Genomic DNA, 25,797 nt, shown 5'->3' with positions numbered 1-25,797 from the left:
CTATATTTTCTAGTTTAAATACCAGAATTCTTTCAATTTATAATTTTCTGTAAAATTTAGTTTGAGAAATGATGTCTCTACATCTCAATAATGATATAGTATCATATATTTATAAAATACGGAATAATTCGTACTTAAAAATAGAGGAGAAAAAAATGAAAATTCGCACAATTTTAGTCTTGTTGTTTATTATTGTCATTTGTTACTTATTTTTTCAATATCAAACATATAGCAATCGACCAATGCCGACAGAATTACATCCAATCGTGGAAGAGAAAAAAGAAGAATTGGTAAGAAAGACAGATGAAATCGGAATTTCGATAATCATTACTGACAGCTTTCGTTCAGCAACAGAGCAAAATGCAATTTATCAGCAAGGAAGGGAGACGGAAGGAACAATTGTAACGTATGCAAAAGGAGGAGAGTCCTATCATAATTATGGGCTAGCTATAGATTTTGCCTTACAAACAAGTGAAAATAACATCATTTGGGATTTAGAATATGACGGTAACCAAAACGGCGAAAGTGACTGGATGGAAGTGGTGAAAATTGCTAAGGATTTAGGATTTTCCTGGGGTGGCGATTTTACCCGTTTTAAAGATTATCCACACTTACAAATGGACTTTGGCCTAAGTATAAGAGAATTAAAATGGGGGAAAAGACCGGAAGATGTGGTCGATTAACCCCCTTCCATTAACGGTAAAGAACTGTACTATACAATTGTTCAGTAGCACGCGGGTCGATAAATAGGTGTGCTTTATTAATAGCCGTAATAGCTTCCGAATAACCCGATGCAATCAAATTTGTTTTGCCCTCATATTGAACAATATCACCCGCTGCAAAAATCCCAGGTGTATTAGTTGCCATATCACCTTCAACCGAAATACGTCCTTTATACGTAGCAACATCCCAGTTATCCAGAGGGGTTGCCTGTAATTCCAAACCGTTATAGGTAAGCAACTCATCTGTTTTAACAGTGATAGTTTCCTGTTCTTTCTTATGGATCGCTACTGATTGCAGTTGATTTTCCTTCACATCGATATCTGTAATATTGGACTCCAAATAAACCTGCACAGAGCTATTTAGTAATCGATTTAGATCCTCTTCCTTTACTTGATGGAATTTCGGATCAGGATTAACGATCGTGACAGACTTCGCAGTCTCCTTTAGATGCAATGCCCAGCCCATCCCTACTTTATTATTAGCAGTAATCACAACATTTTTATTATGGTATTTATCCTGATTCATCAGGTTAGTAGCAACACGCTTGCGGAATTCCGGGAAAGGTAAAGTATCCCAATTATCAGGGGTTTTCGTATGGAACGTGCCTGAGCCTGTAGCAAGCAAAATTGCTTTTGTAGCATGCCGTTCCCCATTACTTGTATATAAAATAAAATGATCGGATTCTTTTTCAATTGTTTCTATCCATCTATTAGTTAACATCACAGGTTGATGCCGATTAGCTTGGCTGATCATTTGTTCTACTAAATCTTCGCCTAAAATATCAGGGTATCCCCCAACATCATAAATTAATTTTTCAGGAAAAAACTGCATTACTTTACCGCCAAATTGAGATTGAGACTCTAACAATTTAACTTTCATATTACGCATGCTTGCATAATACGTAGCGAATAGACCTGTTGTCCCACCACCAATAATGGTGATATCAAACAGTTCATAGTCCCCCATGGATATACACCTCTATCTTTTATGTAATCGGTCAGTTGCTTGTAATGACTGTAGGTTTGCTGCACCGACACCAAACATGACCATTTGCAATTCTAATTCACGAACCTGCATCCATTCTATCACATTTTCGGCAGAATCAATTGCCTCTTTTAAAACCGACCTAGCGAAACCTGCATAATTGGCACCTAATGCAATCGCCTTTGCGACATGATGACCATTACGAATACCACCACTAGCGATAATGTTTTGTTCAGGGATCATGCTGGCAACCTCCTCTAAACAAGTTGCGGTGGAATTCCCCCAGCTAGCGAAGGCCTCTGCTGCTTCTCTTTTTAACTTTTCTTTGGCACGTAATTTCTCTACTTGACTCCATGACGTACCTCCTGCTCCAGCAACATCGATAAAGGCTACACCAATATCAGTTAATCGCTTTGCCGTTTTACCGTCAATTCCAAAACCGACTTCTTTCACCCCCACCGGAACAGATAACGATTGAATCAGCTTTTCAATCTTTGGTAACAAATTACTGAAATTCGTATCTCCACCTACCTGAATCACTTCTTGAATCGTATTTAAATGTAATACCAATGCATTGGCATCTGTCCACTCTAAAATCTGTTTGACTTGATCGACTGTCACGCCATAATTCAATTGTACAGCTCCAATATTTGCAATAATAGGTGTGTTTGGCGCATATTCTCTTACTTGAAACGATTTGCGGAATTTTTCACTTTCTAACATCACCCGGGTTGAGCCTAAAGCAAAAATCCATCCTTGTTGTTCCGCTGCAATCGCCAGATTTCGATTAATCATCTCAGCCATTTCCGCACCACCTGTCATTGAACTAATCAACAATGGTGTCCGTAGTGGTTGGTCAAAAAAGCTGGATGATATATCAATAGCTTCAAAATCGATATCAGGTAAAGCATTATGCTGAAAATGATATTGATCAAAACCATTTGTTATGCCTTCACTTAACGCCTCATCTTTTAAACTTAACTCTATGTGCTCACTTTTTCGTTTATGGATTTTATCCGTCATAAGCTGACTCCTTTATTTACATTAATGATCATTTATTACTAGTATACATAATTTCTGGTAAAATCTCTCGTCAATCATCTTTGGCATTAGTATGATATGATTAATAGTAAAACTATTCATATCGTGAACCGGAGGTCAAATCATGAAACAGAAACTAATCGATCGACTAAGTAAATATGTACAAATCGATACATAATCCGATGAAAGTAACCCGAATTGCCCGTCCACCGATGGCCAATGGAATCTGGCTTATTTGTTAGTAGAAGAATTAAAAGAAATTGGCATGAAGGATGTAACTATCGATGAAAATGCCTATGTGATGGCAACTCTCCCGAGCAACATCGATAAAGAAATTCCAGTGATCGGATTTCTTGCCCATGTAGATACGGCGACTGACTTTACTGGTAAAGCAGTCAAACCACAAGTAGTGGAACAATATGACGGAAAAAATATTCTATTAAATAAAGAGAAAAATATTGTCCTGTCACCAACTGAATACCCAGCATTAGAAAACTACCATGATCACACGCTAATAACCACAGATGGTACAACATTGCTAGGTGCTGACAATAAAGCAGGTATTGCAGAAATTATAACAGCATTAGAATATCTTATTAATAATCCAGAGATCCCACACGGGACAATACGAGTCGCTTTTACACCAGACGAAGAAATTGGACGTGGTCCTCATAAATTTGATGTAAACCAATTTGGTGCCCAGCTCGCCTATACGATTGACGGCGGACCATTAGGTGAATTACAATACGAAAACTTTAATGCAGCAGCGGCAAAAATCACGGTGCACGGTAACAACGTTCATCCAGGTACAGCAAAAGGAAAAATGATACATGCTACAAAAATAGCGATGGAGATTCAAGGACAATTACCTGCTGATCAAGCTCCAGAATATACAGAAGAATATCAAGGTTTTTACCATCTACTTTCATTCGAGGGTGATGTAGAAGAAGCAAAACTGTATTATATTATCCGGGATCATGACCGGAATAAATTTAATAAGAAAAAGCAATCGATCATTTCCATTGTAGAAAATGCACAAAGTCACTATGGTGAAAATCGTATCCAGTTAGAAATGAAGGATCAATACTATAACATGTCTGAAAAAATTGAACCTGTAAAATATATTGTAGATATCGCAGCAGAAGCCATGAAAGAAGTCGGTGTAGAGCCTTTAATCCAGCCTATCCGGGGCGGAACGGATGGTTCACAGCTTTCCTTCATGGGATTACCAACCCCGAATATATTTACCGGTGGTGAAAACTTCCATGGCAAATATGAATACATTTCCGTCGATAACATGATCAAAGCTACAGAAACAACTGTCAAAATCGCAGAGAGCTTCGCAAAACAATGCTAATGATAGCATTGTTTTTTTAATGTAAAGATTAGTTCTTATACGTTGACACTAAGCCTAATATTTAATACAATAATTATCGTGACTCAAAAGTCATTAAAGTGACCGATTAGTCAGAAGGTGATCAATTGGATACAAAAAAGCACATCATGAACACAGCTTTAAAACTGTTTTCGGATCATGGATTTAATGAAACATCTGTCCAGCAAATAGCACAAAAGGCAGGTATTTCTAAAGGCGGATTCTATAATTATTTTTCTTCTAAGCGGGATTTAATGCTGGAAATGATTGATGAACATTACAGTAAAATTATTAACAGCACCCACCAAATAGAGGAAACAAACCGTGATCTAGCTGCGTATATAGAACACGAGATGACCGCATGGATGGAACATCAGCCTTTTATTCAAGTGATGTTTAATGAGTTTCAACCAAGAAAGGATCCACAAATAAATAAAAAAATGGATGAGCTACAAGTTACGCTAACACAAAAACATAAAGCAATGTTTTACATGTGTTATGGAGAGAAGGTAAAACCATTTCTTGCCGATATGGTTGTTATTTTACAAGGTATGCTGAAAGAATATTATTTATATATGTTTATTCAGCAAACCCAACTTAACGTCCAACAACTAAGTAAATGGATTAGTCATCACATCAATAGTATTGTTAACAATCTGGATGACTTGGACCCATTTTTACATGAAACGCAAAACGAGACATTTGATAGTGTTCTAAAGGACTTAAGAGCGACTATTCAACAAAAAGAGCTTCACAATCAAGATAAGCTCTTAAAAGTAGTGAAACAAATAGAACAGGAAATTGATAACCATTCACCATATTCCATTACTGCCGAAGTATCACTACACTACTTGAAAGGCGAAGAAATGATTCAGACAGACGTATTAAGACTAGAGCGTTTGTGTAAACAAGGGGGCATTTAAATGAATCAAAATGTAAATCCGACAGAAGTAAAAAGGGTACCCATCGTCGCGGCTATGCTGGTTGGTGCCTTTGTCGGAATATTAAATGAAACACTTTTAGCAACAGCATTGCCAAGTATTATGAATGATTTTGGTATTGGGGAGAGCCAAGTACAATGGTTAACCACTGCCTTCTTATTAACAAATGGTGTAATGATTCCAATAACCGCCTTTTTAATTGAGCGATTTACGACCAGGCAGTTATTCATAACTGCCTTAAGTATCTTTGCATTAGGGACCTCTGTTGCATCGATTTCCCATACATTCGAATTGTTATTGGGAGCAAGGGTAATCCAGGCTGCCGGTTCCGGTATCATGTTACCGTTAATGATGACTGTCATGTTAAAAATTTTTCCAGTAGAAAAACGTGGGGCTGCAATGGGGATGGCCGGAGTTGTTATTTCCTTTGCACCTGCTATCGGACCAACTCTTTCTGGATGGCTGTTAGAGTTTTTCTCTTGGAGAGGGCTATTTTACGTTGTATTACCGATCGTAATTATCACTATTATCATAGCAGCGATCTTTGTCAAAAATGTAACAGAACAGACCTATCCCAAAATTGATATTCTTTCCATTTTGTTATCATCATTTGGCTTTGGTGGTTTGTTATACGGATTTAGTAGTATCACTGGTGGACATGGCGGAGAAGAAGCCGCTGCTCAAATCGATAGTCAAGCAGTAGCAATTATCATAGCTGGTGCGATTATCATCACCTTATTTATTATCCGTCAAATGAAATTAAAACGTCCGATGCTCGAATTTCGTGTATTTAAATATCCGATTTTCTCCTTATCATTAATCATTACAATGATCGTGCTTATGGCACTAATTGGTGCAGAAACAATGTTGCCATTATATATGCAAAACACAAGAGGATTTACTCCTTTGGAATCCGGACTAATGCTATTTCCAGGTGCGATTGTGATGGGGGTTATGTCCCCTATTACCGGGATGCTGTTTGATAAGTTTGGTGCGAAATGGTTAGCAACGAGCGGAATGGCCATTGTAACGGTCACTACATTCCTATTTACTAGCTTGGAAATGGATACAGCTTACAGTTTCCTTGTTATCATTTATGCAGTTCGTATGTTTGGACTTTCCTTAGTGATGATGCCTGTGATGACAGCCGGTTTAAATCAATTACCACCGGAATGGCACCCACACGGAACAGCCATGGCAAATACAATGCAGCAAGTATCCGCATCGATTGGAACGGCGATACTTATTACTGTAATGACTTCTGCCGCAACAAATTATCAGCCTGATCAAGCGGCATTAGAAGGTTTATCAGAAGCAGAAGCTATGAACCATATTGCCAGTAGCGCTGCTATTAATGGTTACAACAGTGCATTCTGGATAGCTACCATATTATCTATTGTCGGTCTCTGTTTATCATTTTTCTTGAAAACCAAATCACAAAATGATAAAGCAGACAATAAAGCAGTATAGAAATTGGAGGATGACATTGGTTCATCCTCCTTTTTTTTACAATTCCTTTCAAATTCTTGTCCCATAAATCATAAATCATGTTAAAATAGGCAATGAATGATTGAATTTAGGAGGTTATAATTGGATATGAATGAAAATATAACAAAGCCATTAGGATTTGGTGAAATTTTAGATCAAACTTTTCGCATTATTAAATCAAATTTTAAATCTTTATTTATGATTACTTTTCTTGTAATGGTACCGATATTCGCTCTCCAAGCTTTCATTTTAAGCTTGATCGGCCGTGATCTCATTGTTAGCGGTGACTCAGGGCAAAACCTGATTGACCAATTACTTACAAGTGCTGAGTCTGTCACCAGCACATCCTTTCAAGAGGACTTACTTACCGGCTTCGTAAATATATTAATCCTTTTTGCCACACCCGTTCTCGCAGGTGCTATTACCTGGGCAGTCAAATATGCAAGAGAAGGAAATAATTTGATTGCGATAAAAATGATCCGAAAAGCGCTGCCAAGGTATTGGCCTCTTCTTGGTAGCACACTGCTTTTTTCACTTATTTTATTTGGTTTACTATTACTGAGTTTTATGGCAATTGCCTTAATTAGTGTGCCTCTCATGATGATGGATATGCCTATTATCGGATTTGGCATTATCATGCTTTTCTCTTTAGGAGTATTTATTGGGGTAGGACTACTTATAATTAGATGGAGTTTATACATACCTGCAGTCCTTTTTGATAAAGTCGCACCAGGCTTAGGTAAGAGTTGGCAACTAACAAAAAAACAAACATGGAAATTCTTTGGATTAATGATTGTGTTGCTTATTATTTCTACTATTATTAGCAGCATATTACAACTTCCACTTTTCTTTTTAGGAAACAGTGTGTTATTCCACTTATTAACCAACATCATTTCATTAATTTCATCTATTGTATTTACGGTTGGATATGCCGTCATGTATTTGGACGCTTCCGTTAGACAAGAAGGTACCGACTTGAAAGAAATGATTAAAGAATATGAAGTGACAGAAGAATCATAAAGGAGATTGGCGATGTCATCTATTCGAACGGAACAAGAGCAGTTAAACGATATTTTGAGTAAACAGGAATATCAAGTCTATTATGAAGACAATCGCAGTTTTTTAGAAAGAATATGGGATCGTGTAACTAATTGGATTGGTGACATACTCACTAAATTGTTTGATTCCTTTGAACCTTCCTCTACAGCTGGCAATCTGATTATCGTCCTCATTGTCCTGATTGTTTCAGCTGTAGTGATTTTTGGCGTTATTGCTTTGATCATGTTCACTGCAAGAAAAAGACGACTTTCCAATCAACAACCATTTAATAAAAATAATGAATTAGATTGGAACTATGACGATCATTTGCAGAGTGCCAGAGATTATGAAATACAAGCTGATTACCGCCTGGCTACCAGACATCAGTTTTTGGCGTTGTTGTTAATTTTTCATGAATACCGTTTGTTACAAGCAAATCAATGGAAAACGAATTGGGATTATTATGAAGAACTAAAACAAACCAATAAACCATTAGCAGTAGACTTTTACAATTTAGCTCTATTCTTTGAAAAAGTCACATATGGTGAACAGTCTATTACAGAAGAGGATTATCAAACGTATAAGACTCAAATTAATAGATGGATAGATTCCATTTTGCATCAATCAGATACGAAAGAAATAGGTGAACGATAATGTTTGATAAAAAAACATGGATCATTGGAGTCATATTCCTTTTTTTGCTTATCGTAGTCAGTATTTTCTCAACCAGTAATACATCGGAGCAGTATCCTCCTTATCTTGTCGAATCACCCTCACCTACCGGACTAAAGGCTATCTATACATATTTAGAACAAGGTGATTATGATGTCTCAAGTGAAGAAACATTACCTGCGACGACAGAAGAAACGTTAAGAATTCTAGTGAATCCACCTGTATTCTCTGATAACAATATAGAAAATCACTATCTCGATTACGTACGAGAGGGCAATACCGTCGTACTTGCTAAAGAAAACCCTGATGGACTTTTTAACCTGCAAACAGAATATGCAGTCACAGAATCGTTTAACACTGAACCTCAAACTACAACTGAAGCAGATTATCAGGGAGAACCATTGGAAGTACTTCAAAACAGCTTCCTCCGCTTGACAGTAAACGATGATGACATTGTGCTGTTAGAAGATAATGCTGGTGCACTCGCAATAGAGAGAAAAGTAGGAGAAGGCTCTCTCATTGTACTTTTAGAACCTGCCTGGCTTACAAATGAACACATCACCGAACATGATCATACAGCAGCTATATTTAATCTTATTCCCTTCGAAGAATCGAAGACAGTAATTTTTGATGAGTATAGTCTAGCTACATCAGGCGGTCTTGTGTCCTATTTTGAATTGTTTCCTGGCTGGGCATACGTATTATTAGTTCAAGGTCTCATCATTACAATTTTTATTCTATGGAATCAAGGTAAACGTTTTGGACCAATTTATCCTGTTCGTGAGGAAACGGTCAGACTGAGTAATGAACGTGTAAGAGCACTCGCTATTTGGCAATCCAAAGGTAAAAATTATCAAGCATCGCTTCAATACCAACTCGAATATCTCAAAGAAGTAATTCGAGAACGATACGGTATACCTTATCATCACAGTTGGAAGGAAAGATTGACAAGAATGGAAGAAAAAATAGATTCTATTTCTGCAAAAGAATTAGATTACATTGCCCAGGGAATTGAAACCATTTCAAGTCGGAAATCGTTAAATAAACATGAGTATCTTTCCTGGTCTGCAAAAATAGATAAAATAAGAGAAGAGGTGGAGTAACGATGACTTCAACGATTACGTCATTATTAGAAAACTATGAACAACGTATTCTTGGTCAACAGAAAAACGTACGATTATTATTAGCCGCTGCTTTAGCTGGTGGTCATGTATTAATAGAAGGGGTGCCTGGGACAGGCAAAACACAAATGGTAAAAACATTAGCCCAGCTATTAGATAGTGACTTTAAACGTGTCCAATTCACTCCCGATTTATTGCCTAGTGATATCACTGGAAGTGCTATATATAATATGAAAGAACATGATTTTCAAACATTAAAAGGACCGATTTTTACTAATGTGTTGCTGGCGGATGAAATCAACCGAACACCTGCTAAAACACAAGCAGCTCTTTTAGAAGCAATGGAAGAAAAACAAGTTACCATTCAAGGAGAAACTTATCCATTACCAGGTTTGTTTTTTGTTGCAGCAACGCAAAACCCAATCGAGTTTGAAGGGACTTACCCGTTACCAGAAGCACAGCAAGACCGATTCTTCTTTAAACTAAAGATAGATTTCCCTACATTAGAAGAAGAAACATCTGTTTTGCAAATGGTAATAAAAGAACAAACAAATCCACAGGAGATAGCATCCATATTCTCCAATGATTCATTACTAGATATCCAAAAAAGTGTTCAAGAAGTAAACATTAGTAACGAAATAGCTGATTACATTATGAAGATTGTTCGTAAAACACGTGAATTGGAACATATTCAATATGGAGCAAGTACCCGTGCTGCGATCGCAATAGCAAAAACAGCACAAGCCTGGGCATATCTTGATGACCGTGACTATATTACACCGGATGATGTGAAAACGGTAGCTATTCCTAGTTTACGTCATCGTGTTCAACTATCTCCATATGCAGAATTGGAGGGATCTGATATCGATGAAACGATTCAAGAGCTTGTGGGATCGGTTGCTGTTCCGAGATAAAGGGATTATTCCTACATATAAACTATTAAGTTATTACGCTCTGTTTATTTTAGCTATGTTTATTTTATCATTCTGGCAATTTTCATGGCTGTTTCTGGGTATAGCCACTCTACTAATGGTAAGTCTGTTAAGCATAGATGCCTTCTTACTTCCCAGAAAGAAAGATATACATGTAGATCGTACCATTGCCGATGAAATGGAACGATATGATAAACAAATGGTGATCATTCGTATTAAAAATCATACAAATGACAGGTTTACGGTTCGACTAAAGGATGGGATACCGGCATCATTTCAAACCATTTTCCCCTTCAACCAGCAAGTTCCTAGCGGGAGAACAGTTGACATTCCGTATGAGGTCTTCCCGCAAATAAGAGGAAAATATCTGATAGATAAATTGTATCTTCGCTTTAAGACAAAAATGGGACTCTGGGAAAAACAAATGACCTACCACTTACCACATGAGGTAAAAGTCATTCCCAACCTTTCAGAGACAAAAAGGTATTTAGAAAGTGCCCAAAAATATTTATTACATGAAGGGATAAAAATTCGAAAGATGCGCAGTGGTGTTGGAGAATTTTCTAAGGTTAGAAATTATGTTGTTGGAGACGATCCACGAAAAATAAATTGGCGTCAGTCTGCCAAATTGCAAGATGTGATGACCAACGAATATGAACCGGAACATGGGAAGAACATAACGATCTTAATTGATTGCGGTCGTATGATGGGAGTCGAGTTAGAAGAAGGAAATCGGTTGGAGAAATCGGTTGAAGCAGCTATCACGCTCGCGGCTGCAGCTCTAAAAAATGGCGATCAAGTAGCCGTCATAGCCTTCTCAAAAGAAATGAAAGCAGTTGTGCCTGGTGATAAGGGATTAGAGCATTTAGACACTATTTTACAAACGATTTATGATATAGAAGTTGATGCACAAGAATCCAACTATCCGCTTGCCTTACAGCACGCTCAATCCATCCAGCGAAAACGAAGTATGATTGTACTTTTCAGTGATGTACAAACATTTGCGAATGAAGATTATCAACTATTTCACATGAAGAAAATAAGAAAAAAACACCTTTTTGTCATGTTGGGCATTGAAGATCGCCTGCTACAAGCTCAAATAAGAACGAAGCCTGACAGCACCTTATCAGCAATAGAAAAAAGCATCGCACAAAAACAATATATCAACCAGAAACAAGTCATCAATAAATGGAAAAAGCATGGACTACCCATGCTAGAAGCACCTGCTGAACGTTTAGCAGTCACTTCTGTTTCCCATTACATCGAAACATTAAACCGTGGAATGCTGTAACGCTCTCTTTCGCAAGAGATAATGACCAATTATCATGTAAGCGACAAGGCCGATGGCTGTTGTACATGCTACAGCATATTTCATCTCTAATGAAATATCAGCAGGAGTGATAAAACCTTCGATGATACCAGCTATTACAAATAAAGGAATGGTGCCTAACAACAACTGGACCGATCTCACTGTTTGCGTCTTCAGCTGGTATCCTCTCGAATAATTTCCAGGGACAAACAACTTATATCCCATCAGTAGTCCAGCACCACCGGCAATAAAAATAGCGATTAATTCAATCACTCCATGTGGGACTATATAAGCCCAAAAAACATATGAACTTCCATAGTTCCAGAAAAGTCCTGCAATGGCGCCAACTATAATGCCATTATAAATCAATACATATACAGTCAGTAATCCGAACGTTATACCACCGGCAAATGCAAGAATGGCAACACGCATATTATTAACCATAATTTCCGCCGACATAACAGGTGCATCAACTGCGGATGGCTCTTCTCCGAGTGACTCAGGGTCAAATGATTGTGCCATATTTTCTGGTAAAATACCAAATAAATGAGCTGGATTTTCAACTACAGCTACAAAACTTGCAATACCACCAAAACAAAATAAAAGCAAGGCAATAATAATTGCCTTCCATTGTTCTAATAGTAGACCTACGAATTTACTGGAAAAGAAATGATAGGCTTGTTTCCATGATGAATGTTGAGATTGGTATAATACATTATGTGCTTTTCCGACTAATTCATTTAAATAATTCGTCACGTCTTCATTCGGAAAATAAGTCTGGCTGTAAGATAACTGTCTCACCACTTTTTGATATGTATGTTGAAACTCCTCGATGATTTCGTTGGTCTTTTTCTTTGGTAATTGGGTTATCAGCTTTTCTAATTGTTCCCAATCTTGACGGTGCTGTTTAATGAATTGATTTAATTGCATATAATCACCTTTTTTACTAGCATTTTACTTTATCACGGTGCTAACTGTCTGTAAGACCCCTACTACTTCAAGTAACACAAGGAAGCTAAGTGGGGATAACAGAAGCTAACGCCCTGATAAGTTTCGCTAATGATCAGTGGGAGTCAACCCCCCCACTGATCATAGTCTCACTTCATTATAATGGAAAATAGTCTTAATGAACAGTATAGAAATACGTGCTGTTGATATTAGAAAATAATAAGAAAGGGGTTAAACATGGAACAAGAACAGTTACAGGTAAAAACACCCGAGTATGTCTCTTTACAATTTCAATTAGCTGGCTTAGGATCAAGGTCTGCTGCCCATATTATTGACTATACAATTATTTTATTAGCTCATTTTCTGGGTATATTGCTTTTATTTTTAGCGTTTAATAATAGTTTGAGTGATATATTTTTAGGCCATCTCGAAAGTGCCATGTTAGCAATTATCATCATCATGATCTTTTTACTGCAATTTGGGTACTTCATCTTCTTTGAATACTTCTGGGGAGGTCGAACCATTGGTAAGAGATTGTTGGGCATCCGAGTTATACAGGATAATGGACATAATATTACATTCCTTGCAAGTATCATTAGAAACTTTGTAAGGTTAATAGATATGTTGCCAGGTGCTTATGCTGTTGGTATTATCCTAGTTTTTTTCCATTCTAAACACAAACGGTTAGGAGATATGACAGCAGGAACTATTGTTGTGCATGAAAGACGGAAAAAGCCGCTCAAACAATCTCCATTAAAAAAACATATCGTTCAACTTGGTATTCAAAAGGAGGACTTGCAGTTAGAATCCTTCCACTTGAAACAATTTAATCAAAAAGATTGGCGTCTTTTACAGACCTACGTTCATCGAATCCTTCATATGGATACACAGGAAAAAGATGAGCTGACGACGCAAGTCAGTGAGATTCTCTTGCCGAAAATTGAAGATCAGATGCAAGACAGCACCAAAAGTAACGAAGTATGGTTGTTATTGCTTTATTTACATCTTAAGGATGAGTGGGAATACGCTTGATAGAAAATGCCTACTCCGTTTACTTCAATTAGATGTAAATCTTAGGTGACTTTTGATTGATTTATCTCCATTTGTCTCAACAATTCTTTACTGACCATTGAAAGAGCAAAAATTATATATTTACTCCTAACAAAAAAAGGATAAAAACCCCTCATCAAGGTTTTTATCCTTTTTTAGCTACAAAAGACAGAACAACGAACATCCCCATAGCCCCCATTGAAAATTTGCACTAAGCCTGCTAATGGCGCCTATCGTTGCAAATAGTAGGATGCAAACATTCACCATACTGGACATGATACCTGCAAATACTAATCCTGCTGTAATTAATGACTTCGGTAAGCTAACACATAATAATTTTCAAAATAATTTAACACAAACAAAAAGCCTCCCGGATAAAAATCAGGAAGCCCTATTTCATCTAGTCCTATCTTTCAGATGACTAGTTACTTATCTCATTTTTTTACCAGCAATAACCGGTTGTACTTGCGTGTTGGGTGTTTCTAAATTCATCTCTACTTTTAGTTTTTTTCTGCGTGACGTTATTTTTTCAACTGCAGATAAAACTAGAAAAGCAAGTAGAATAGTTAGAGAAACCATGTATAAAGAAGTTACCATAGTCAACTATCCCCTTTCCCTTAAAAAATTCTTCATTTATTAATGAATTTAATTATATATTACCATATTTACTCGATTTGTAAACATATATTATGAAATTCTTTTATATTCTTTTTAATTCTCCGCATTTTCCTTAATTACTCTAAATTTGCAATGTTTTTGTAATATATAGAAACGCGATTATATCAACTTTTTTATAAACAGGTTGAATATTTATTCACAACGATTAGAATTTTCTGACAATTCAAATCGTTTTTGTGATATGATACGTATATATAAATAGGCTATTAAAAAGGAGATGAGTAGACATGAACAATCATGAAATTGACTTTACATTACACGGAGATGATATGCAGTTTGTAGAAGTGGAATTAGATCCACAGGAAACAGTGATTGCTGAAGCTGGAAGTTTAATGATGATGAATAATGACATTGAAATGGAAACGATTTTCGGAGATGGTGGCTCTAAACAAGGAGGACTTGTCGGTAAATTACTTGGTGCTGGCAAACGAGTTATTACAGGTGAAAGTTTATTTATGACGACTTTCACGAATCAGGGCGCAGGGAAAGAACATGTCTCCTTTGCTTCTCCTTATCCAGGCAAGATCATACCAATGGACTTAAGTGAATTAAATGGTAAAATAATATGCCAAAAAGATGCTTTCTTAGCTGCAGCTAAAGGTGTTTCAATTGGTGTGGAATTTCAGCGGAAAATCGGCACTGGTTTCTTTGGTGGAGAAGGATTTATTATGCAAAAGTTAGAAGGCGATGGCATGGCTTTTGTTCATGCTGGAGGTACCATCCATAAGCGTGAGTTACAACCCGGGGAAAAATTACGTGTCGATACAGGATGTTTAGTTGCTATTACTGGTGATGTTGATTATAACATTGAATTTGTAGGGGGAATCAAAACCGCATTATTCGGCGGAGAAGGGATTTTCTTTGCAACACTTTCAGGGCCAGGAACTGTATGGGTACAATCGTTACCATTCAGTCGTCTTGCAAGTAAAGTATTTGCTGCACTTCCAGAGAAAGGTGGAAATAAAGGCGAGGGTGGTATTGGCGGAGTATTTGACTTGTTTAATAAGTAATCATACATCATATATAATGCAAATTCCAGGAGCGAACTGATATGTTCACTCCTGGAATATTTATTTATTGACTGACGGTAATACTTCCGTTTTTCGTACTTAATTTCACCAGATTATCTCCATCGCCTATTACTGTACTGTAATCAGAGTCATCAAACAGGTTCACTCTACCATTCTTCACTGATGTATCAAATACAGTATTTGTTGGTTCTTTCTCACTCTGAATCTTTATCCTTCCATTGTCTGTCTCAAAATTAATGTTACGATCCAAATTTTCTGTTACAAGAGAAATTGCTCCGTTATTTACCCTCGCAGCCAATTCCCCCTCAACGTTTTCAAGGTCAATTTTACCATTGTAAGCCCTCAGTTGATATGAGTCTGCTACAACATCACTAAGCTCTACTTTGCCATTCTTTGTTTCTACATTGACTTGATTTACCGTTAAATCTCGTGCTTGTAAGCTTCCATTACTAGTTTCAACTTCTAAGTTTTGTTTTTCTTGTTCAGGTAAATAGACTGTTAATGTACGTGTATTATTAAAAAAATTAAAGGAAAACCACTTTGCCATCTCATTTTCTGTATAAATTGATAACGTATTATTATTTTCCTCTACAACTAATTCACTTTTAGTATGACTATCCTCTGTACCTGTCAGTTCAACCTTTGGAACCGGATCAGTTGTCGGTATGATTTCTACTTTTTCATTTTGCATATCGATTTCAACGGAAGTAATATCAGTACTTTCTATTTCCTTTGTTACAGCAAGGGTAACTGGCTCATAAAAACGGTAAGACATGATACTGCCGATTCCACCTACTAATAATAACGCGCAGGCAATCATAATGATTCTCTTTACATTTATCATGATTTCATTCCACCTTTAACAAGATTTACATTATAATTCAAATATCGTATAAGCCCTTTTGTTGCAAAACGGGTAACATAAAGCATTCCAATCACAACTAATAACCCGAGTCCACATAGCGTAACTGAAAAAAACATATCAAAAAACTCAAATGTACCAGGAAAAACGGCTAAATTAATCAGGAACAATAGTGGAGACAGGACAAATGATGCACCTGCTACCCATCCGGCCACAATCACACTGACTAAAGCAATAAAAGGGCCAAGTACAATTACTAAGTTGAAGAAGCTTAATCCGATAACTGCCCAAACAGCTTTTAATACATTACCTGCTGATGAAGTTGACTCCACTTTTTCTACATAGTAACTAGCTAATAATTCTTTCTCAATTTGACTGGGTGATCCCAACGAATGAGCAATTTCTTCTTCTGTCTTCCCTTCCTCTTTTCCAATATCAAAGTGTTCATTAAAGTCTTGCAAAATATCCTGTCTTTCCTCTTTAGTAAGCTTTTGTAATCTTGTATCTAAACTAGTTATAAATTCTTTTTTATTCATTACTAACACCTTCCTTAATAATATGATTTACCCCTTCAGAGAAATACTGCCATTCCTTGAGCAAATCATGCAGATATTCTTTTCCTTTATCCGTTAGCTGGTAATATTTACGTGATGGGCCTTCCTGCGATTCCTGCAAATAAGTCGTAAAGTACTCTTCTTTCTTCAATCTCCGTAATAGGGGATATACAGATCCTTCTGAAATAGCAATTTGATCTGATATTTTTTTGACGAGCTCATAACCGTAATGATCTTGCTTATTTAACAAAGCAAGCACACATAACTCTAAGGCTCCTTTTTTAAATTGGATATTCATGGTAGTTAACCTCCGATTTTCTTACCACTACTATACATTGAACAGTACTGGCATACAATTAGTACTTAATGAATAAACTATACCACCAACTACTGTATATTGCAAGGTACTATTTTTTTGAAAGTTCATTTTCTAAAAGATTGTTACTCATAACCTGCTATTTCGAGGGACAAATATTATTAACCAGTAGATACAAACTGCGCAATAAATTATTGCGTAGATTTGCTCTTCCACCTTTTTGATGGTGATTGCTGGGAAACGCTTCGGCAGAATACTTCGCTTTCCACGGGCACGGCCTTAGCCTCCTCAGAAAACCAAGTACGTTTTCTTGCGGGGTCTTCGGCTCGCGCTGTTCCTGTAGAAGTCTGCGTATTCTGCCTCCGCTTTGCGTAGTGTTCTGTTTATCGAAAGAAAAGAACTTATGGAATGATATTCTATGAATTTCTTCCTGCATGATAAGAAATACATACTAAGCTGCGGAAAAACACTCGCTTTCACCCAAGGGCACAAGTGCAACATCTACTAAAGCAAAAATCGCTTCCTTTGGGGTCTTCAGACTGTTCCTTTCCCACAGGAGTCTCGCATTTTCCAGCAGCCTAGAGTAGTTTTTTAATGAAGTGAGAAGAAATCCTAAAGGTGTATATTCCATAGATGTTATCCTTTCAATCACCAGTGAATCCTTACCAGCGTAGGCAGAATACGCAGACTCCTGTGGGAACAGCACGGGCTGAAGATCCACTTGGTAAAGTGATTTTCTTTACCAAGTTAGCTGATGCCGTGCCCACGGAAAGCGAAGTATTCTGCCGCAGCGGTGACATAACAATCTCTACAAGAAGGAAGCAAATCCTTTATAGAGTTACTGCGCAGTTTATGTGTACTACGATGGATGGTTAGTGGTTTTGGACATTAAAAAACCCCCTGTTTGTTTTTTACTAAAAAAACGGGGGAGTTGTTAATCTCTTAACATCGCTTTGATTCCAGCAATGTTAATTCCTTGATCAATTAATTCTTTAATTCTCTTTAATCGTTCGATATCCTTTAAAGAAAACATTCTTCTGTTTCCATCGTTTCTGGCTGGGGAGATTAATCCTTGTTCTTCATAGTAACGAATTTGCCTTCCGCTTAATTTTGTCAGTTCTTTTACTACACTAATTGGAAAGGTGGCCATATGATCTGGAATGTCATGATTCACGTTCTTTTCCTCTCCTTTCAGAATTAAGGCAAACTAGCAATATGTGTATAAATATTTTTTAAATTGGTGAAACCCATTTCTTCTACTTTTTTTACATTTTGCGACCATAACTTGGCAGTTGCTGCAGCATCATATAACGCATGGTGTCTACGGCTAATATCTACTCCATGGTGATCACACCACTCATCCAATGTAACAAGAGAAACTCCAGGGGACACAACTTTTGTTAAAAAAGAAGTATCAATGATACGATGCTGAAAGCTTGTTTTCAACGCAGTCCAGCTAGCTTGTTTCATAAATTGCTTTTCATGACTGGAGTGATGGGCAATCAAAGTATCACTACGAACAAATTGGAAGAATTGCCTTAACACTTCTGGTAAAGGTGCCGCTTGATTAAGCTCCGTCTTGGTAATCCCTGTTAAAGTCGCAATTTCTTCTGAAGGAGGGGATTCGCTATAAACCGTTTTATAAAACAACTGATCTTTTAATATTTCAGATCCCTTCATTTTCACTGCACCGATGGAAAGAATACGATCGCCACTATAAGGATAAAAGCCAGTTGTTTCGATATCAAAGACGACCACAGTTAAATCTTTAAAAGGTGTATTTAACACATCTTTTTGCTTCAATTCCCTTTGTAAGTTACGTATATAAGCAATCTTTCTTGCATCCGTTTGACTGGTTACAGGATTCATATCACTCATTTTTCCTGACATCTGTTTAATAAATTGAAGCATTTGATTCATTACCATTTAGAACACTCTTTTTCTATCGTATTTTTTGTTCGCTCAAACAATTCTGCACCTTTTTTCATGTATTCCTTCAACTCCTGTTTGTCTTTTTTTGATAACTTCTTCAAAGGAATATAATGTACTTCTTCATATTCGGCTGCATCTTTTGTGAACTGGAACTTAAAAGCTAGCAAACTTTCAAACAGTATTTGATACTCCGTTAAAAAGGAGTATTTCGTTTTAAGTGCTGCAAACCTTTCGACAGTTGGTGTCTTCATAATTTGATTGCATAAAACTAATAGTCGAATTGCGTTGACAAACGGAAACAGTGCCATAGTTTTAATATTTATCTGACCTGTTCTTGTTCCAGATTGTTCCGGCAATAACTGCCCAAATACTCCTACACCTTTTCGGATAAATCCTACATTATCCACAAGTCTATTCATTATTTTAGGATGATTTTGAATATATGAAAATGTTACTTGTTTTACATTTTTCAGAAGTTTTTCTTCTCCTAGTAAAACTCGAGAATCAAAGAAAGTGGAAAAATGACGTAACGATTGCCAACTCTCTTCATCAAGCCAGTTGATGACTTGTTGTTTCCAATCATCAACCGATTTTGTCCATCGTGATTCAGATGCCATTACTTTCCCTTCACACCGTTCATAGCCGACTATTTCTAGGCCATCCACAATCTCTGTTCCTAACTTTTGAAAATAAGCTTGATGTTGGTTGGGACCATCGAAAATAATGCCATGATCCTGATCACTCCAAATCGATTGTTCCCTTCTGCTTGCACTACCCATAAGAAAAAAAGCGAAGGGAGCAGGAACTTTCCCCTGCTCTTCCTTAACTTTCTCCATTGCTGATTGTACAGTTTTTATCATTAGTTCATCATGAAAATTGTTTAATTGTTCATGATTCATTTGTTCATGAATGTGTTGTTCACGCCATTTTTTTATGTCTTCATAACCCATTACGGAGGTCCTCTCCTTTATAGAAGAACTTTGCATTATTTTGCCTGTTGTTCATCAGGGTGTGGAATGTTCTCAGGGTAACCATAGCTACCATGTTCACTCATGTCAAGACCGATAATCTCTTCTTCCTCAGAAACTCTTAATCCACCCATTACTTTATCCATAACCTTAAGGATAATGAATGATACAACAAATGCATAAGCACCAGATGCAACAACACCTAAGATTTGAACACCTAATTGTTCGAATCCACCACCGTAGAATAAACCTGGTAGTCCCCAATCAGCTCCGCTCGATAATGCTTCTGTAGCAAAGAAACCTGTTGATATCGTACCCCAAACACCTACAGTACCGTGAACTGATAATGCAAAAATCGGATCGTCAATACGTGCTCGATCAAAGAATCGCATACTAGCATAAACAATAAGACCACCAATAGCACCAATTATTACAGCTGCCCATGGTTCAACGAAACCACAAGATGCTGTGATCGCTACAAGACCTGCTAATGCACCGTTTAATGTCGTTGGCACATCTGCTTTACCAGTGATTGCCCAAACTAATAACATTGCCGCTACTGCACCAGCAGCTGCACCTAATTGTGTATTTAAAATAACATAACCAAAGAATGCTTCTGATACACCAAATGTACTTGCACCGTTAAATCCGAACCAACCAACCCATAGAAGTAATACTGCTAGTGCTGTATATACTTGGTTGTGTCCTGCTAACTCATTAGATGAACCATCTTTATTATATTTACCAATACGTGGTTTCAAAATAATTGTTGCTGCTAATGCCGCCATGGCACCTGTTAAGTGTACAACTGTTGATCCGGCAAAGTCTTGCTTACCGTGTTCCGCTAACCAACCGCTACCCCAGATCCAGTGTGCAACAACCGGATAAACTAGTGCTGAGAATAACACTGCAAATACAACATATGCTGATAATTTTGCACGTTCAGCAAAACCACCAAATGCAATAGTTAAAGCAATAAGTGCGAACATCATTTGGAAAATAAAATCAACTGCTGGTGATAACCCTTCTTCATTAAATGATGTGTCACCATAGAAGAAATCAGATAGACCAATAAACCAGTTACCTTCACCATAAATAAAGCCCCAACCGACAGCCCAGAATACTAATGAGCCAATTCCAATAGTGAAAATTGTTTTTCCTGCAATGTGGCCGGCATTTTTCATTCTAGTTGAACCTGCCTCAAGTAAAATAAATCCACCTATCATTAATAAAACTAAAAAAGTACCAATAATGACCCATAAGTTATCCATAAGTACAGTTTCCATAATCTTTTCCCTCTCCTTGTAAATATTATTAACATCAACTGTTAAATATAGTCTAAGCTGAAATCTTACACATCACAATTTTCATGTCAGGTAATCTAACAAGGTTTTTAGATGAAGGTATATTGGATCAGATTGATAAGGAAAAAGCCTCCACTTTGCACCCTTTAGAAAAGTTGAAATTTCCAGCAGTGGGGATTTTACGGACGATTAGCACGGTGGTAAACAAATAAAAACATCCCTTTTCCAGTTAAAACGGAAAAGGGATGTTTAGCTATTATTGTATTTGATCTAATAATTGATATGCTTCTTCCTCTGACTTTACATTCAATAGTTGCTCTCTATATTGATCATCCATTAATTTTCTGGAGAGCATTTGCAATATCTTTAAATGCGCATCTCCTTCTGCATGTTTCGGTACGGCAATCATAAAGATCAGCTTTGCAAGCGAATCATCTGCACTATGCCAATCTACTCCTTCTTTTTTAATACCGAACACAACACGTGGTACTTTTACTGCGTCTGATTTACCATGTGGGATGGCCACATTCATACCAATACCTGTCGAACTCTCAGCTTCTCGATCTAATATTGCCTTTCTAAAGTCTTCCTTAGAAGTTAAAACATCATTAGCATCTAATTTTACAATCATTTCATCAATGACGTCATCTCTGTCATTTGCTTTTATATCTGTATCAATCAATTCTACACTTGTAATATCTGTCAGTTTTTCTATTTGTTCTACTGATTGGGTAGCAGAAGTATTATTTGACTCCTCTTCTTCTACTTCTTCTACTGATTCTTCCATAACTGGGTTATCGACATCTTTTACTAGTAGCTTAATCATAAATGCTGTTACAATCGCACCGACAATAATCGCAATGAAGAACATAATGACATTGTCAACCGCACCTAAGACCCCAACAATTGGTCCACCGTGTGCTACCCTGTCTCCAACATTACCTAACATCGCAACAACTGAACCTGACATGGAACCGACCATAATACTCGGGATGACACGTAACGGATCCTGTGCCGCAAACGGAATTGCACCTTCTGTAATACCGAAGAATCCCATTGTTAAAGATGCCTTACCAGTTTCCTGCTGTGCTTGTTCGAATTTATTTTTGAACATTATCGTTGCTAAGCCTAACCCCATTGGTGGTACAGCAATTGCAACCGCAATAGGTCCCATGATTTCGTAGTTACCTTCTCCGATCATAGCAGCACCAAACATGAAGGCTACTTTATTAACCGGTCCACCCATATCAAATGAAATCATAGCACCCAAAATGAGAGCCAATAAAATTGAGCTTGTCCCTTGCATACCTGCAAGCCAACCTGTTAGTGATTCAAATACTTGTGCTACTGGAGCACCAATTAATAATACAAAAAGTAGGCCTACAATTATAGAAGAAAATACTGGGATAATAATAATTGGCATAATGGGCTGTACCATCTTCGGCACTTTAATTTTCTTAATCCATAACGCCACATAACCTGCTAAGAAACCTGCAATAATACCGCCAAGAAAACCTGCACTTGCTTCACTGCCATAAAAGCTACCATTAGCAGCAATATAACCGCCAATCATACCCGGAGCCAGACCAGGACGATCTGCAATACTGTAAGCAATATAACCAGCCAAAATTGGTACCATAAAGCTAAATGCTGCAGCACCAATCGATTCTATCGTTTTCCAAAGTGAATCTTCAGGTATCATAATACCGGCTTCACTTTGTTCACCACCGATGGTTAAGGCAATTGCAATTAATAAACCACCGACAACGATAAATGGTATCATAAACGATACACCATTCATTAAGTGACGATAAATTGGATTTTGCTTCGTTCCTTCTGATGCAGTTGGCATTTTATCTTTTTTATTATTTCCTTCTCCTTGATGTACAAAGGCTTCATCACTTAATGCTTTTTCAATTAAGTCTTTAGGTTCTCGAATCCCTTCTTGAACACCTGCCACAATTAATTTCTTCCCAACAAAGCGAGACTTTTCAACCGCTTTATCCGCTGCAATAATTATTGCATCTGCATCTTCTATTTCAGAAGCAGTCAATTCATTTTCCGCCCCAATCGAGCCTTGCGTTTCTACCTTAATATCAATATTCATCTCGTCCGCTGCTTTTTCTAAATTCTCAGCAGCCATATACGTATGCGCAATCCCATTAGGACAAGATGTAATCGCTAATACTTTAGTCATACATAACACCTTCCCTTATTGTAATTACTTATAGTATACCCCCAAATCGACAAATCAAAATAAAAGAAACTTACCACTACTTCCGGCAAAAATGATTTTTTAGTTCATAGGTGCAAAGGAAAAAGACCCATTCATTACCAGTTAATCGGATGACATACCATTAGAAGTAACACAAGCAAGTTTCACTTATATTAAAAACAGAGTAAAACGTATAATCGTGATTCGTGCTCTCCACTTCTAGCGTGAATCCCTTAAAAGCGTAAATAGTACCGACGTTTGTCACAGAAAGTCGCGAGCTTGGAGCTAGACAGATGCATAAATATAAAAATCCTTACAATTTTATAGAACTGCAAGAATTTTTTAATCCATTATGGCTAAAAACTCATCTATATCTGTTACACCAGTTACTTTAGCAACCTTCTCTGGATTTCCTGCCAATCTTGATAACTGATGAAATAGTCTTCTTCTTTTATCTGATGATTCCTGTTTCAGCACAAGGAAGAAAATTAGCGAAACTGATTCCGTTCCCCATATGATTGGTTCTTTTAACGTGACGACTACAATGGTTGATTCTCTCACTAAATTTGGATCACCATGAGGGATAGCGATACCGCCACCAATGGCTGTAGCTGCTGCCCGTTCACGGATTAGTGCTTGATGCCCATAATCCGTCTCTACCAGACCATCATGAACTAATCTCTCTGACAATTTCTCTATTAATTCGAAGCGATGTTCTATATCTAAGTGTAAAAATATATAATTCTCTTTTAAATAGCTTTTTAATATAGAATCACTTACACCCTGGCTCTCCACTTTTCCTTTTAAAACATTTCGAAGTTTATTTTTATCGTTCTCATTAAACAGAGGCGTAACGGTCACATGTGGGATTACAATATCATCTAAAGGTACAGTCGAAACAATCAAGTCTACTGAGCGCTCCTTTAAAAATGTCTGTAATTTGTTTTGTGGAAGAATCGCAATAATATCTGTTTCGTGGAATGACGTAGCAATTTTTGAACGTAGTATTTCTGATACGCCAATACCCATATGACATACGATTACTATTTTTTTATTTAACTGACGTTCACCCCTAATTCGTTCCACGGACGCCTGATAGTGCAATGTTAAAAATGCCACTTCATCTTCTGGAATTTTAAATGGCAATTCTTCCTCCATATCCTGTAATGCTGTAATTAAAGCATCGAACATAAACGGGTACATCTGTTTTATATCCGATGCTAACGGATTTTGTACAGGGAGTTCATATGTCAATCGGTTGAGAACGGAATAAAGATGGACCTTTAATCCTTCTTTTAATGTTTCATCATTACCGAAAGGCATTAATGCTAAGACACTAAGACGTTTTGTCAATACTTCTGCGATCCATTCAGCTTGCTTGTCAACGCTAGCAGATACATCTTCATGCCTTTCCTGAAATTTCGCTCCAAGAAATTGCATGGTTAAGTATACCTTTTCATGATCTGGTACTTTAATAAGAAAAATATCCTCTAATTCTTCCACTAATTTCTCTATCCATTGAAATTCTTGTTTCTTTGTTATGAAAGATACACGATCTTTACTTATTTCTATTATATGGTTAGTCTTCAATCTTTTCATCATCACTATCATATAGATCTTTAAACTCTTTATACTTTCATCGGTTAGAGGAATTTGATAATGACTGATAAACGTTAATAAAGACTGATCCAGTGCTCGTCGTTCATGTTCTTGCACTTGTTGATACACAAAAGAAAAAGATGATGAATCTTTCTTTTCTTTAAAATAATCGATCTGTTGGATTGCTATTCTTATATCTTTTTCTGCCGCTTTTACTACAATACCAACTTTTTGCTTGGTCTGAATCTGTACATTTCTGGTTTTTAACCACGTTTCCATCTCTTCAATTACTTTTTTTATGGTAGTATGTGAAACAAAGTATCGGTCTGTTAATTGCTGAATGGAGATGTTTTCATGAATAAGAAGCCGGTATAATATTTCTTTTTGCTCAACGACACCTAAAACATTTCTTTTTACATTATTATCAGTCTGCATCAATGATAAAATATTCTGCTTTTCATCTTCAGAAATTTCAACCGATACACCTACACCAGGCTTTCTTATCAATTGCCCATTACTTTGTTCTTCCAAAAACGATTCCACTACTTGCAAATCATTTCGAATCGTTTTCTCTGAACAGTCGAGCTCTTCAGCCAAATTTTGCACTAAGGTCACTTGGCCATCCGCTAACAATAATTTTCTTAAGAGAATCTGTTGCCTCTTCCTCATGAAATCACCTCCATATCCAACTCAACATTACTATAGATCATATTCAA

Annotated in this window: 23 protein-coding genes and 1 pseudogene; 11 read left to right on the top strand and 13 right to left on the bottom strand. The window is 37.0% G+C overall.

Annotation, left to right across the window (positions count from 1 at the left end; translation table 11 throughout):
* The first annotated feature begins 155 nt into the window (after positions 1-155).
* Positions 156-683 carry a M15 family metallopeptidase gene (locus BM121_RS11535; protein WP_091483786.1) on the top strand — a complete coding sequence of 176 codons (528 nt, stop codon included), beginning with the start codon at positions 156-158 and terminating at the stop codon, positions 681-683.
* A gap of 10 nt (positions 684-693) precedes the next feature.
* On the opposite strand, the gene BM121_RS11530 is transcribed toward BM121_RS11535, so the two are convergent.
* Both BM121_RS11530 and fni read right to left on the bottom strand, forming a co-directional pair.
* The gene (locus BM121_RS11530) at positions 694-1,689 is read right to left on the bottom strand and encodes an NAD(P)/FAD-dependent oxidoreductase (RefSeq protein ID WP_091483785.1); all 996 of its coding nucleotides are present in this window, start codon (positions 1,687-1,689) and stop codon (positions 694-696) included.
* A 12-nt stretch (positions 1,690-1,701) separates the two neighbouring features.
* Entirely contained in the window at positions 1,702-2,730 is a 1,029-nt protein-coding gene (gene fni, locus BM121_RS11525) for a type 2 isopentenyl-diphosphate Delta-isomerase (RefSeq protein ID WP_091483784.1), read from the bottom strand.
* Positions 2,731-2,872: 142 nt separating this feature from the next.
* On the opposite strand from fni, the pseudogene pepT reads away from it, so the two are divergent.
* The 8 genes and pseudogenes from pepT to BM121_RS11485 all read left to right on the top strand — a co-directional run bounded on the left by pepT (position 2,873) and on the right by BM121_RS11485 (position 11,606).
* Positions 2,873-4,105, top strand: a pseudogene (gene pepT, locus BM121_RS11520) (peptidase T).
* A gap of 125 nt (positions 4,106-4,230) precedes the next feature.
* Positions 4,231-5,046 carry a TetR/AcrR family transcriptional regulator gene (locus BM121_RS11515; protein WP_091483783.1) on the top strand — a complete coding sequence of 272 codons (816 nt, stop codon included), beginning with the start codon at positions 4,231-4,233 and terminating at the stop codon, positions 5,044-5,046.
* Positions 5,047-6,534: an MDR family MFS transporter gene (locus tag BM121_RS11510; protein ID WP_091483782.1), complete on the top strand. Its 1,488-nt coding sequence runs from the start codon at positions 5,047-5,049 to the stop codon at positions 6,532-6,534.
* 126 nt (positions 6,535-6,660) lie between these two features.
* Positions 6,661-7,572 (top strand): hypothetical protein, encoded by a 912-nt coding sequence (locus tag BM121_RS11505; RefSeq protein ID WP_091483837.1) that lies wholly within the window; start codon positions 6,661-6,663, stop codon positions 7,570-7,572.
* 12 nt (positions 7,573-7,584) lie between these two features.
* Positions 7,585-8,244, top strand: coding sequence for a DUF4129 domain-containing protein (locus BM121_RS11500; RefSeq protein WP_091483781.1), 660 nt, complete (start codon positions 7,585-7,587; stop codon positions 8,242-8,244).
* Positions 8,244-9,365, top strand: a complete 1,122-nt coding sequence (locus BM121_RS11495) for a DUF4350 domain-containing protein (RefSeq protein WP_091483780.1) — start codon at positions 8,244-8,246, stop codon at positions 9,363-9,365. The genes BM121_RS11500 and BM121_RS11495 overlap by 1 nt, the downstream gene beginning before the upstream one ends.
* 2 nt (positions 9,366-9,367) lie before the next feature.
* On the top strand, positions 9,368-10,297 hold the full coding sequence (locus tag BM121_RS11490; RefSeq protein ID WP_091483779.1) for an AAA family ATPase: 930 nt from the start codon (positions 9,368-9,370) through the stop codon (positions 10,295-10,297).
* The gene (locus BM121_RS11485) at positions 10,251-11,606 is read left to right on the top strand and encodes a DUF58 domain-containing protein (RefSeq protein ID WP_245780789.1); all 1,356 of its coding nucleotides are present in this window, start codon (positions 10,251-10,253) and stop codon (positions 11,604-11,606) included. The genes BM121_RS11490 and BM121_RS11485 overlap by 47 nt, the downstream gene beginning before the upstream one ends.
* Here BM121_RS11485 and BM121_RS11480 read toward each other — a convergent pair.
* Positions 11,586-12,554 (bottom strand): stage II sporulation protein M, encoded by a 969-nt coding sequence (locus BM121_RS11480; protein WP_091483778.1) that lies wholly within the window; start codon positions 12,552-12,554, stop codon positions 11,586-11,588. The two genes, BM121_RS11485 and BM121_RS11480, sit on opposite strands and share 21 nt — an antisense overlap.
* A gap of 255 nt (positions 12,555-12,809) precedes the next feature.
* Between BM121_RS11480 and BM121_RS11475 the strand changes: the two genes are divergently transcribed.
* Positions 12,810-13,604, top strand: coding sequence for an RDD family protein (locus BM121_RS11475; RefSeq protein ID WP_091483777.1), 795 nt, complete (start codon positions 12,810-12,812; stop codon positions 13,602-13,604).
* Between the two features lie 447 nt (positions 13,605-14,051).
* Here the strand turns inward: BM121_RS11475 and BM121_RS22065 are convergent, their stop codons facing one another.
* The gene (locus tag BM121_RS22065; RefSeq protein WP_175495411.1) at positions 14,052-14,219 is read right to left on the bottom strand and encodes a hypothetical protein; all 168 of its coding nucleotides are present in this window, start codon (positions 14,217-14,219) and stop codon (positions 14,052-14,054) included.
* Between the two features lie 308 nt (positions 14,220-14,527).
* Between BM121_RS22065 and BM121_RS11470 the strand changes: the two genes are divergently transcribed.
* Entirely contained in the window at positions 14,528-15,310 is a 783-nt protein-coding gene (locus BM121_RS11470; RefSeq protein ID WP_091483776.1) for a TIGR00266 family protein, read from the top strand.
* A gap of 64 nt (positions 15,311-15,374) precedes the next feature.
* Here the strand turns inward: BM121_RS11470 and BM121_RS11465 are convergent, their stop codons facing one another.
* The 9 genes from BM121_RS11465 to BM121_RS11415 all read right to left on the bottom strand — a co-directional run bounded on the left by BM121_RS11465 (position 15,375) and on the right by BM121_RS11415 (position 25,750).
* Positions 15,375-16,175: a DUF4097 family beta strand repeat-containing protein gene (locus BM121_RS11465; protein ID WP_091483775.1), complete on the bottom strand. Its 801-nt coding sequence runs from the start codon at positions 16,173-16,175 to the stop codon at positions 15,375-15,377.
* Entirely contained in the window at positions 16,172-16,729 is a 558-nt protein-coding gene (locus BM121_RS11460) for an HAAS signaling domain-containing protein (RefSeq protein WP_091483774.1), read from the bottom strand. Before BM121_RS11460 ends, BM121_RS11465 begins: the two co-directional genes overlap by 4 nt.
* The gene (locus BM121_RS11455) at positions 16,722-17,045 is read right to left on the bottom strand and encodes a PadR family transcriptional regulator (RefSeq protein WP_091483773.1); all 324 of its coding nucleotides are present in this window, start codon (positions 17,043-17,045) and stop codon (positions 16,722-16,724) included. Before BM121_RS11455 ends, BM121_RS11460 begins: the two co-directional genes overlap by 8 nt.
* A 952-nt stretch (positions 17,046-17,997) precedes the next feature.
* Entirely contained in the window at positions 17,998-18,237 is a 240-nt protein-coding gene (locus BM121_RS11440; protein ID WP_091483770.1) for a MerR family transcriptional regulator, read from the bottom strand.
* A 23-nt stretch (positions 18,238-18,260) separates the two neighbouring features.
* Positions 18,261-18,989 carry an exonuclease domain-containing protein gene (locus tag BM121_RS11435; protein ID WP_091483769.1) on the bottom strand — a complete coding sequence of 243 codons (729 nt, stop codon included), beginning with the start codon at positions 18,987-18,989 and terminating at the stop codon, positions 18,261-18,263.
* On the bottom strand, positions 18,983-19,945 hold the full coding sequence (locus tag BM121_RS11430) for a DUF294 nucleotidyltransferase-like domain-containing protein (RefSeq protein WP_091483768.1): 963 nt from the start codon (positions 19,943-19,945) through the stop codon (positions 18,983-18,985). Before BM121_RS11430 ends, BM121_RS11435 begins: the two co-directional genes overlap by 7 nt.
* Before the next feature lie 35 nt (positions 19,946-19,980).
* Positions 19,981-21,249: an ammonium transporter gene (locus BM121_RS11425; RefSeq protein WP_091483767.1), complete on the bottom strand. Its 1,269-nt coding sequence runs from the start codon at positions 21,247-21,249 to the stop codon at positions 19,981-19,983.
* A 274-nt stretch (positions 21,250-21,523) separates the two neighbouring features.
* Complete coding sequence (locus BM121_RS11420) at positions 21,524-23,464, bottom strand: PTS fructose transporter subunit IIABC (RefSeq protein WP_091483766.1); 1,941 nt, start codon at positions 23,462-23,464, stop codon at positions 21,524-21,526.
* Positions 23,465-23,824: 360 nt separating this feature from the next.
* The gene (locus BM121_RS11415) at positions 23,825-25,750 is read right to left on the bottom strand and encodes a BglG family transcription antiterminator (RefSeq protein ID WP_091483765.1); all 1,926 of its coding nucleotides are present in this window, start codon (positions 25,748-25,750) and stop codon (positions 23,825-23,827) included.
* Positions 25,751-25,797: the final 47 nt, after the last annotated feature.

Source organism: Gracilibacillus orientalis (assembly GCF_900114645.1).
GTDB lineage: Bacteria > Bacillota > Bacilli > Bacillales > Amphibacillaceae > Gracilibacillus > Gracilibacillus orientalis.
This window is presented reverse-complemented; position numbering and strand designations above follow the sequence as displayed.

What these genes read in the sequence shown, in the direction of transcription:
- BM121_RS11535 (WP_091483786.1), top strand. Translation starts at nt 156, where the DNA reads ATGAAAATTCGCACAATTTTAGTCTTGTTGTTTATTATTGTCATTTGT.
- BM121_RS11530 (WP_091483785.1), bottom strand. Translation starts at nt 1,689, where the DNA reads ATGGGGGACTATGAACTGTTTGATATCACCATTATTGGTGGTGGGACA.
- fni (WP_091483784.1), bottom strand. Translation starts at nt 2,730, where the DNA reads ATGACGGATAAAATCCATAAACGAAAAAGTGAGCACATAGAGTTAAGT.
- BM121_RS11510 (WP_091483782.1), top strand. Translation starts at nt 5,047, where the DNA reads ATGAATCAAAATGTAAATCCGACAGAAGTAAAAAGGGTACCCATCGTC.
- BM121_RS11505 (WP_091483837.1), top strand. Translation starts at nt 6,661, where the DNA reads ATGAATGAAAATATAACAAAGCCATTAGGATTTGGTGAAATTTTAGAT.
- BM121_RS11500 (WP_091483781.1), top strand. Translation starts at nt 7,585, where the DNA reads ATGTCATCTATTCGAACGGAACAAGAGCAGTTAAACGATATTTTGAGT.
- BM121_RS11495 (WP_091483780.1), top strand. Translation starts at nt 8,244, where the DNA reads ATGTTTGATAAAAAAACATGGATCATTGGAGTCATATTCCTTTTTTTG.
- BM121_RS11490 (WP_091483779.1), top strand. Translation starts at nt 9,368, where the DNA reads ATGACTTCAACGATTACGTCATTATTAGAAAACTATGAACAACGTATT.
- BM121_RS11485 (WP_245780789.1), top strand. Translation starts at nt 10,251, where the DNA reads ATGAAACGATTCAAGAGCTTGTGGGATCGGTTGCTGTTCCGAGATAAA.
- BM121_RS11480 (WP_091483778.1), bottom strand. Translation starts at nt 12,554, where the DNA reads ATGCAATTAAATCAATTCATTAAACAGCACCGTCAAGATTGGGAACAA.
- BM121_RS11475 (WP_091483777.1), top strand. Translation starts at nt 12,810, where the DNA reads ATGGAACAAGAACAGTTACAGGTAAAAACACCCGAGTATGTCTCTTTA.
- BM121_RS22065 (WP_175495411.1), bottom strand. Translation starts at nt 14,219, where the DNA reads ATGGTAACTTCTTTATACATGGTTTCTCTAACTATTCTACTTGCTTTT.
- BM121_RS11470 (WP_091483776.1), top strand. Translation starts at nt 14,528, where the DNA reads ATGAACAATCATGAAATTGACTTTACATTACACGGAGATGATATGCAG.
- BM121_RS11465 (WP_091483775.1), bottom strand. Translation starts at nt 16,175, where the DNA reads ATGATAAATGTAAAGAGAATCATTATGATTGCCTGCGCGTTATTATTA.
- BM121_RS11460 (WP_091483774.1), bottom strand. Translation starts at nt 16,729, where the DNA reads ATGAATAAAAAAGAATTTATAACTAGTTTAGATACAAGATTACAAAAG.
- BM121_RS11455 (WP_091483773.1), bottom strand. Translation starts at nt 17,045, where the DNA reads ATGAATATCCAATTTAAAAAAGGAGCCTTAGAGTTATGTGTGCTTGCT.
- BM121_RS11435 (WP_091483769.1), bottom strand. Translation starts at nt 18,989, where the DNA reads ATGGTAATGAATCAAATGCTTCAATTTATTAAACAGATGTCAGGAAAA.
- BM121_RS11430 (WP_091483768.1), bottom strand. Translation starts at nt 19,945, where the DNA reads ATGGGTTATGAAGACATAAAAAAATGGCGTGAACAACACATTCATGAA.
- BM121_RS11425 (WP_091483767.1), bottom strand. Translation starts at nt 21,249, where the DNA reads ATGGAAACTGTACTTATGGATAACTTATGGGTCATTATTGGTACTTTT.
- BM121_RS11420 (WP_091483766.1), bottom strand. Translation starts at nt 23,464, where the DNA reads ATGACTAAAGTATTAGCGATTACATCTTGTCCTAATGGGATTGCGCAT.
- BM121_RS11415 (WP_091483765.1), bottom strand. Translation starts at nt 25,750, where the DNA reads ATGAGGAAGAGGCAACAGATTCTCTTAAGAAAATTATTGTTAGCGGAT.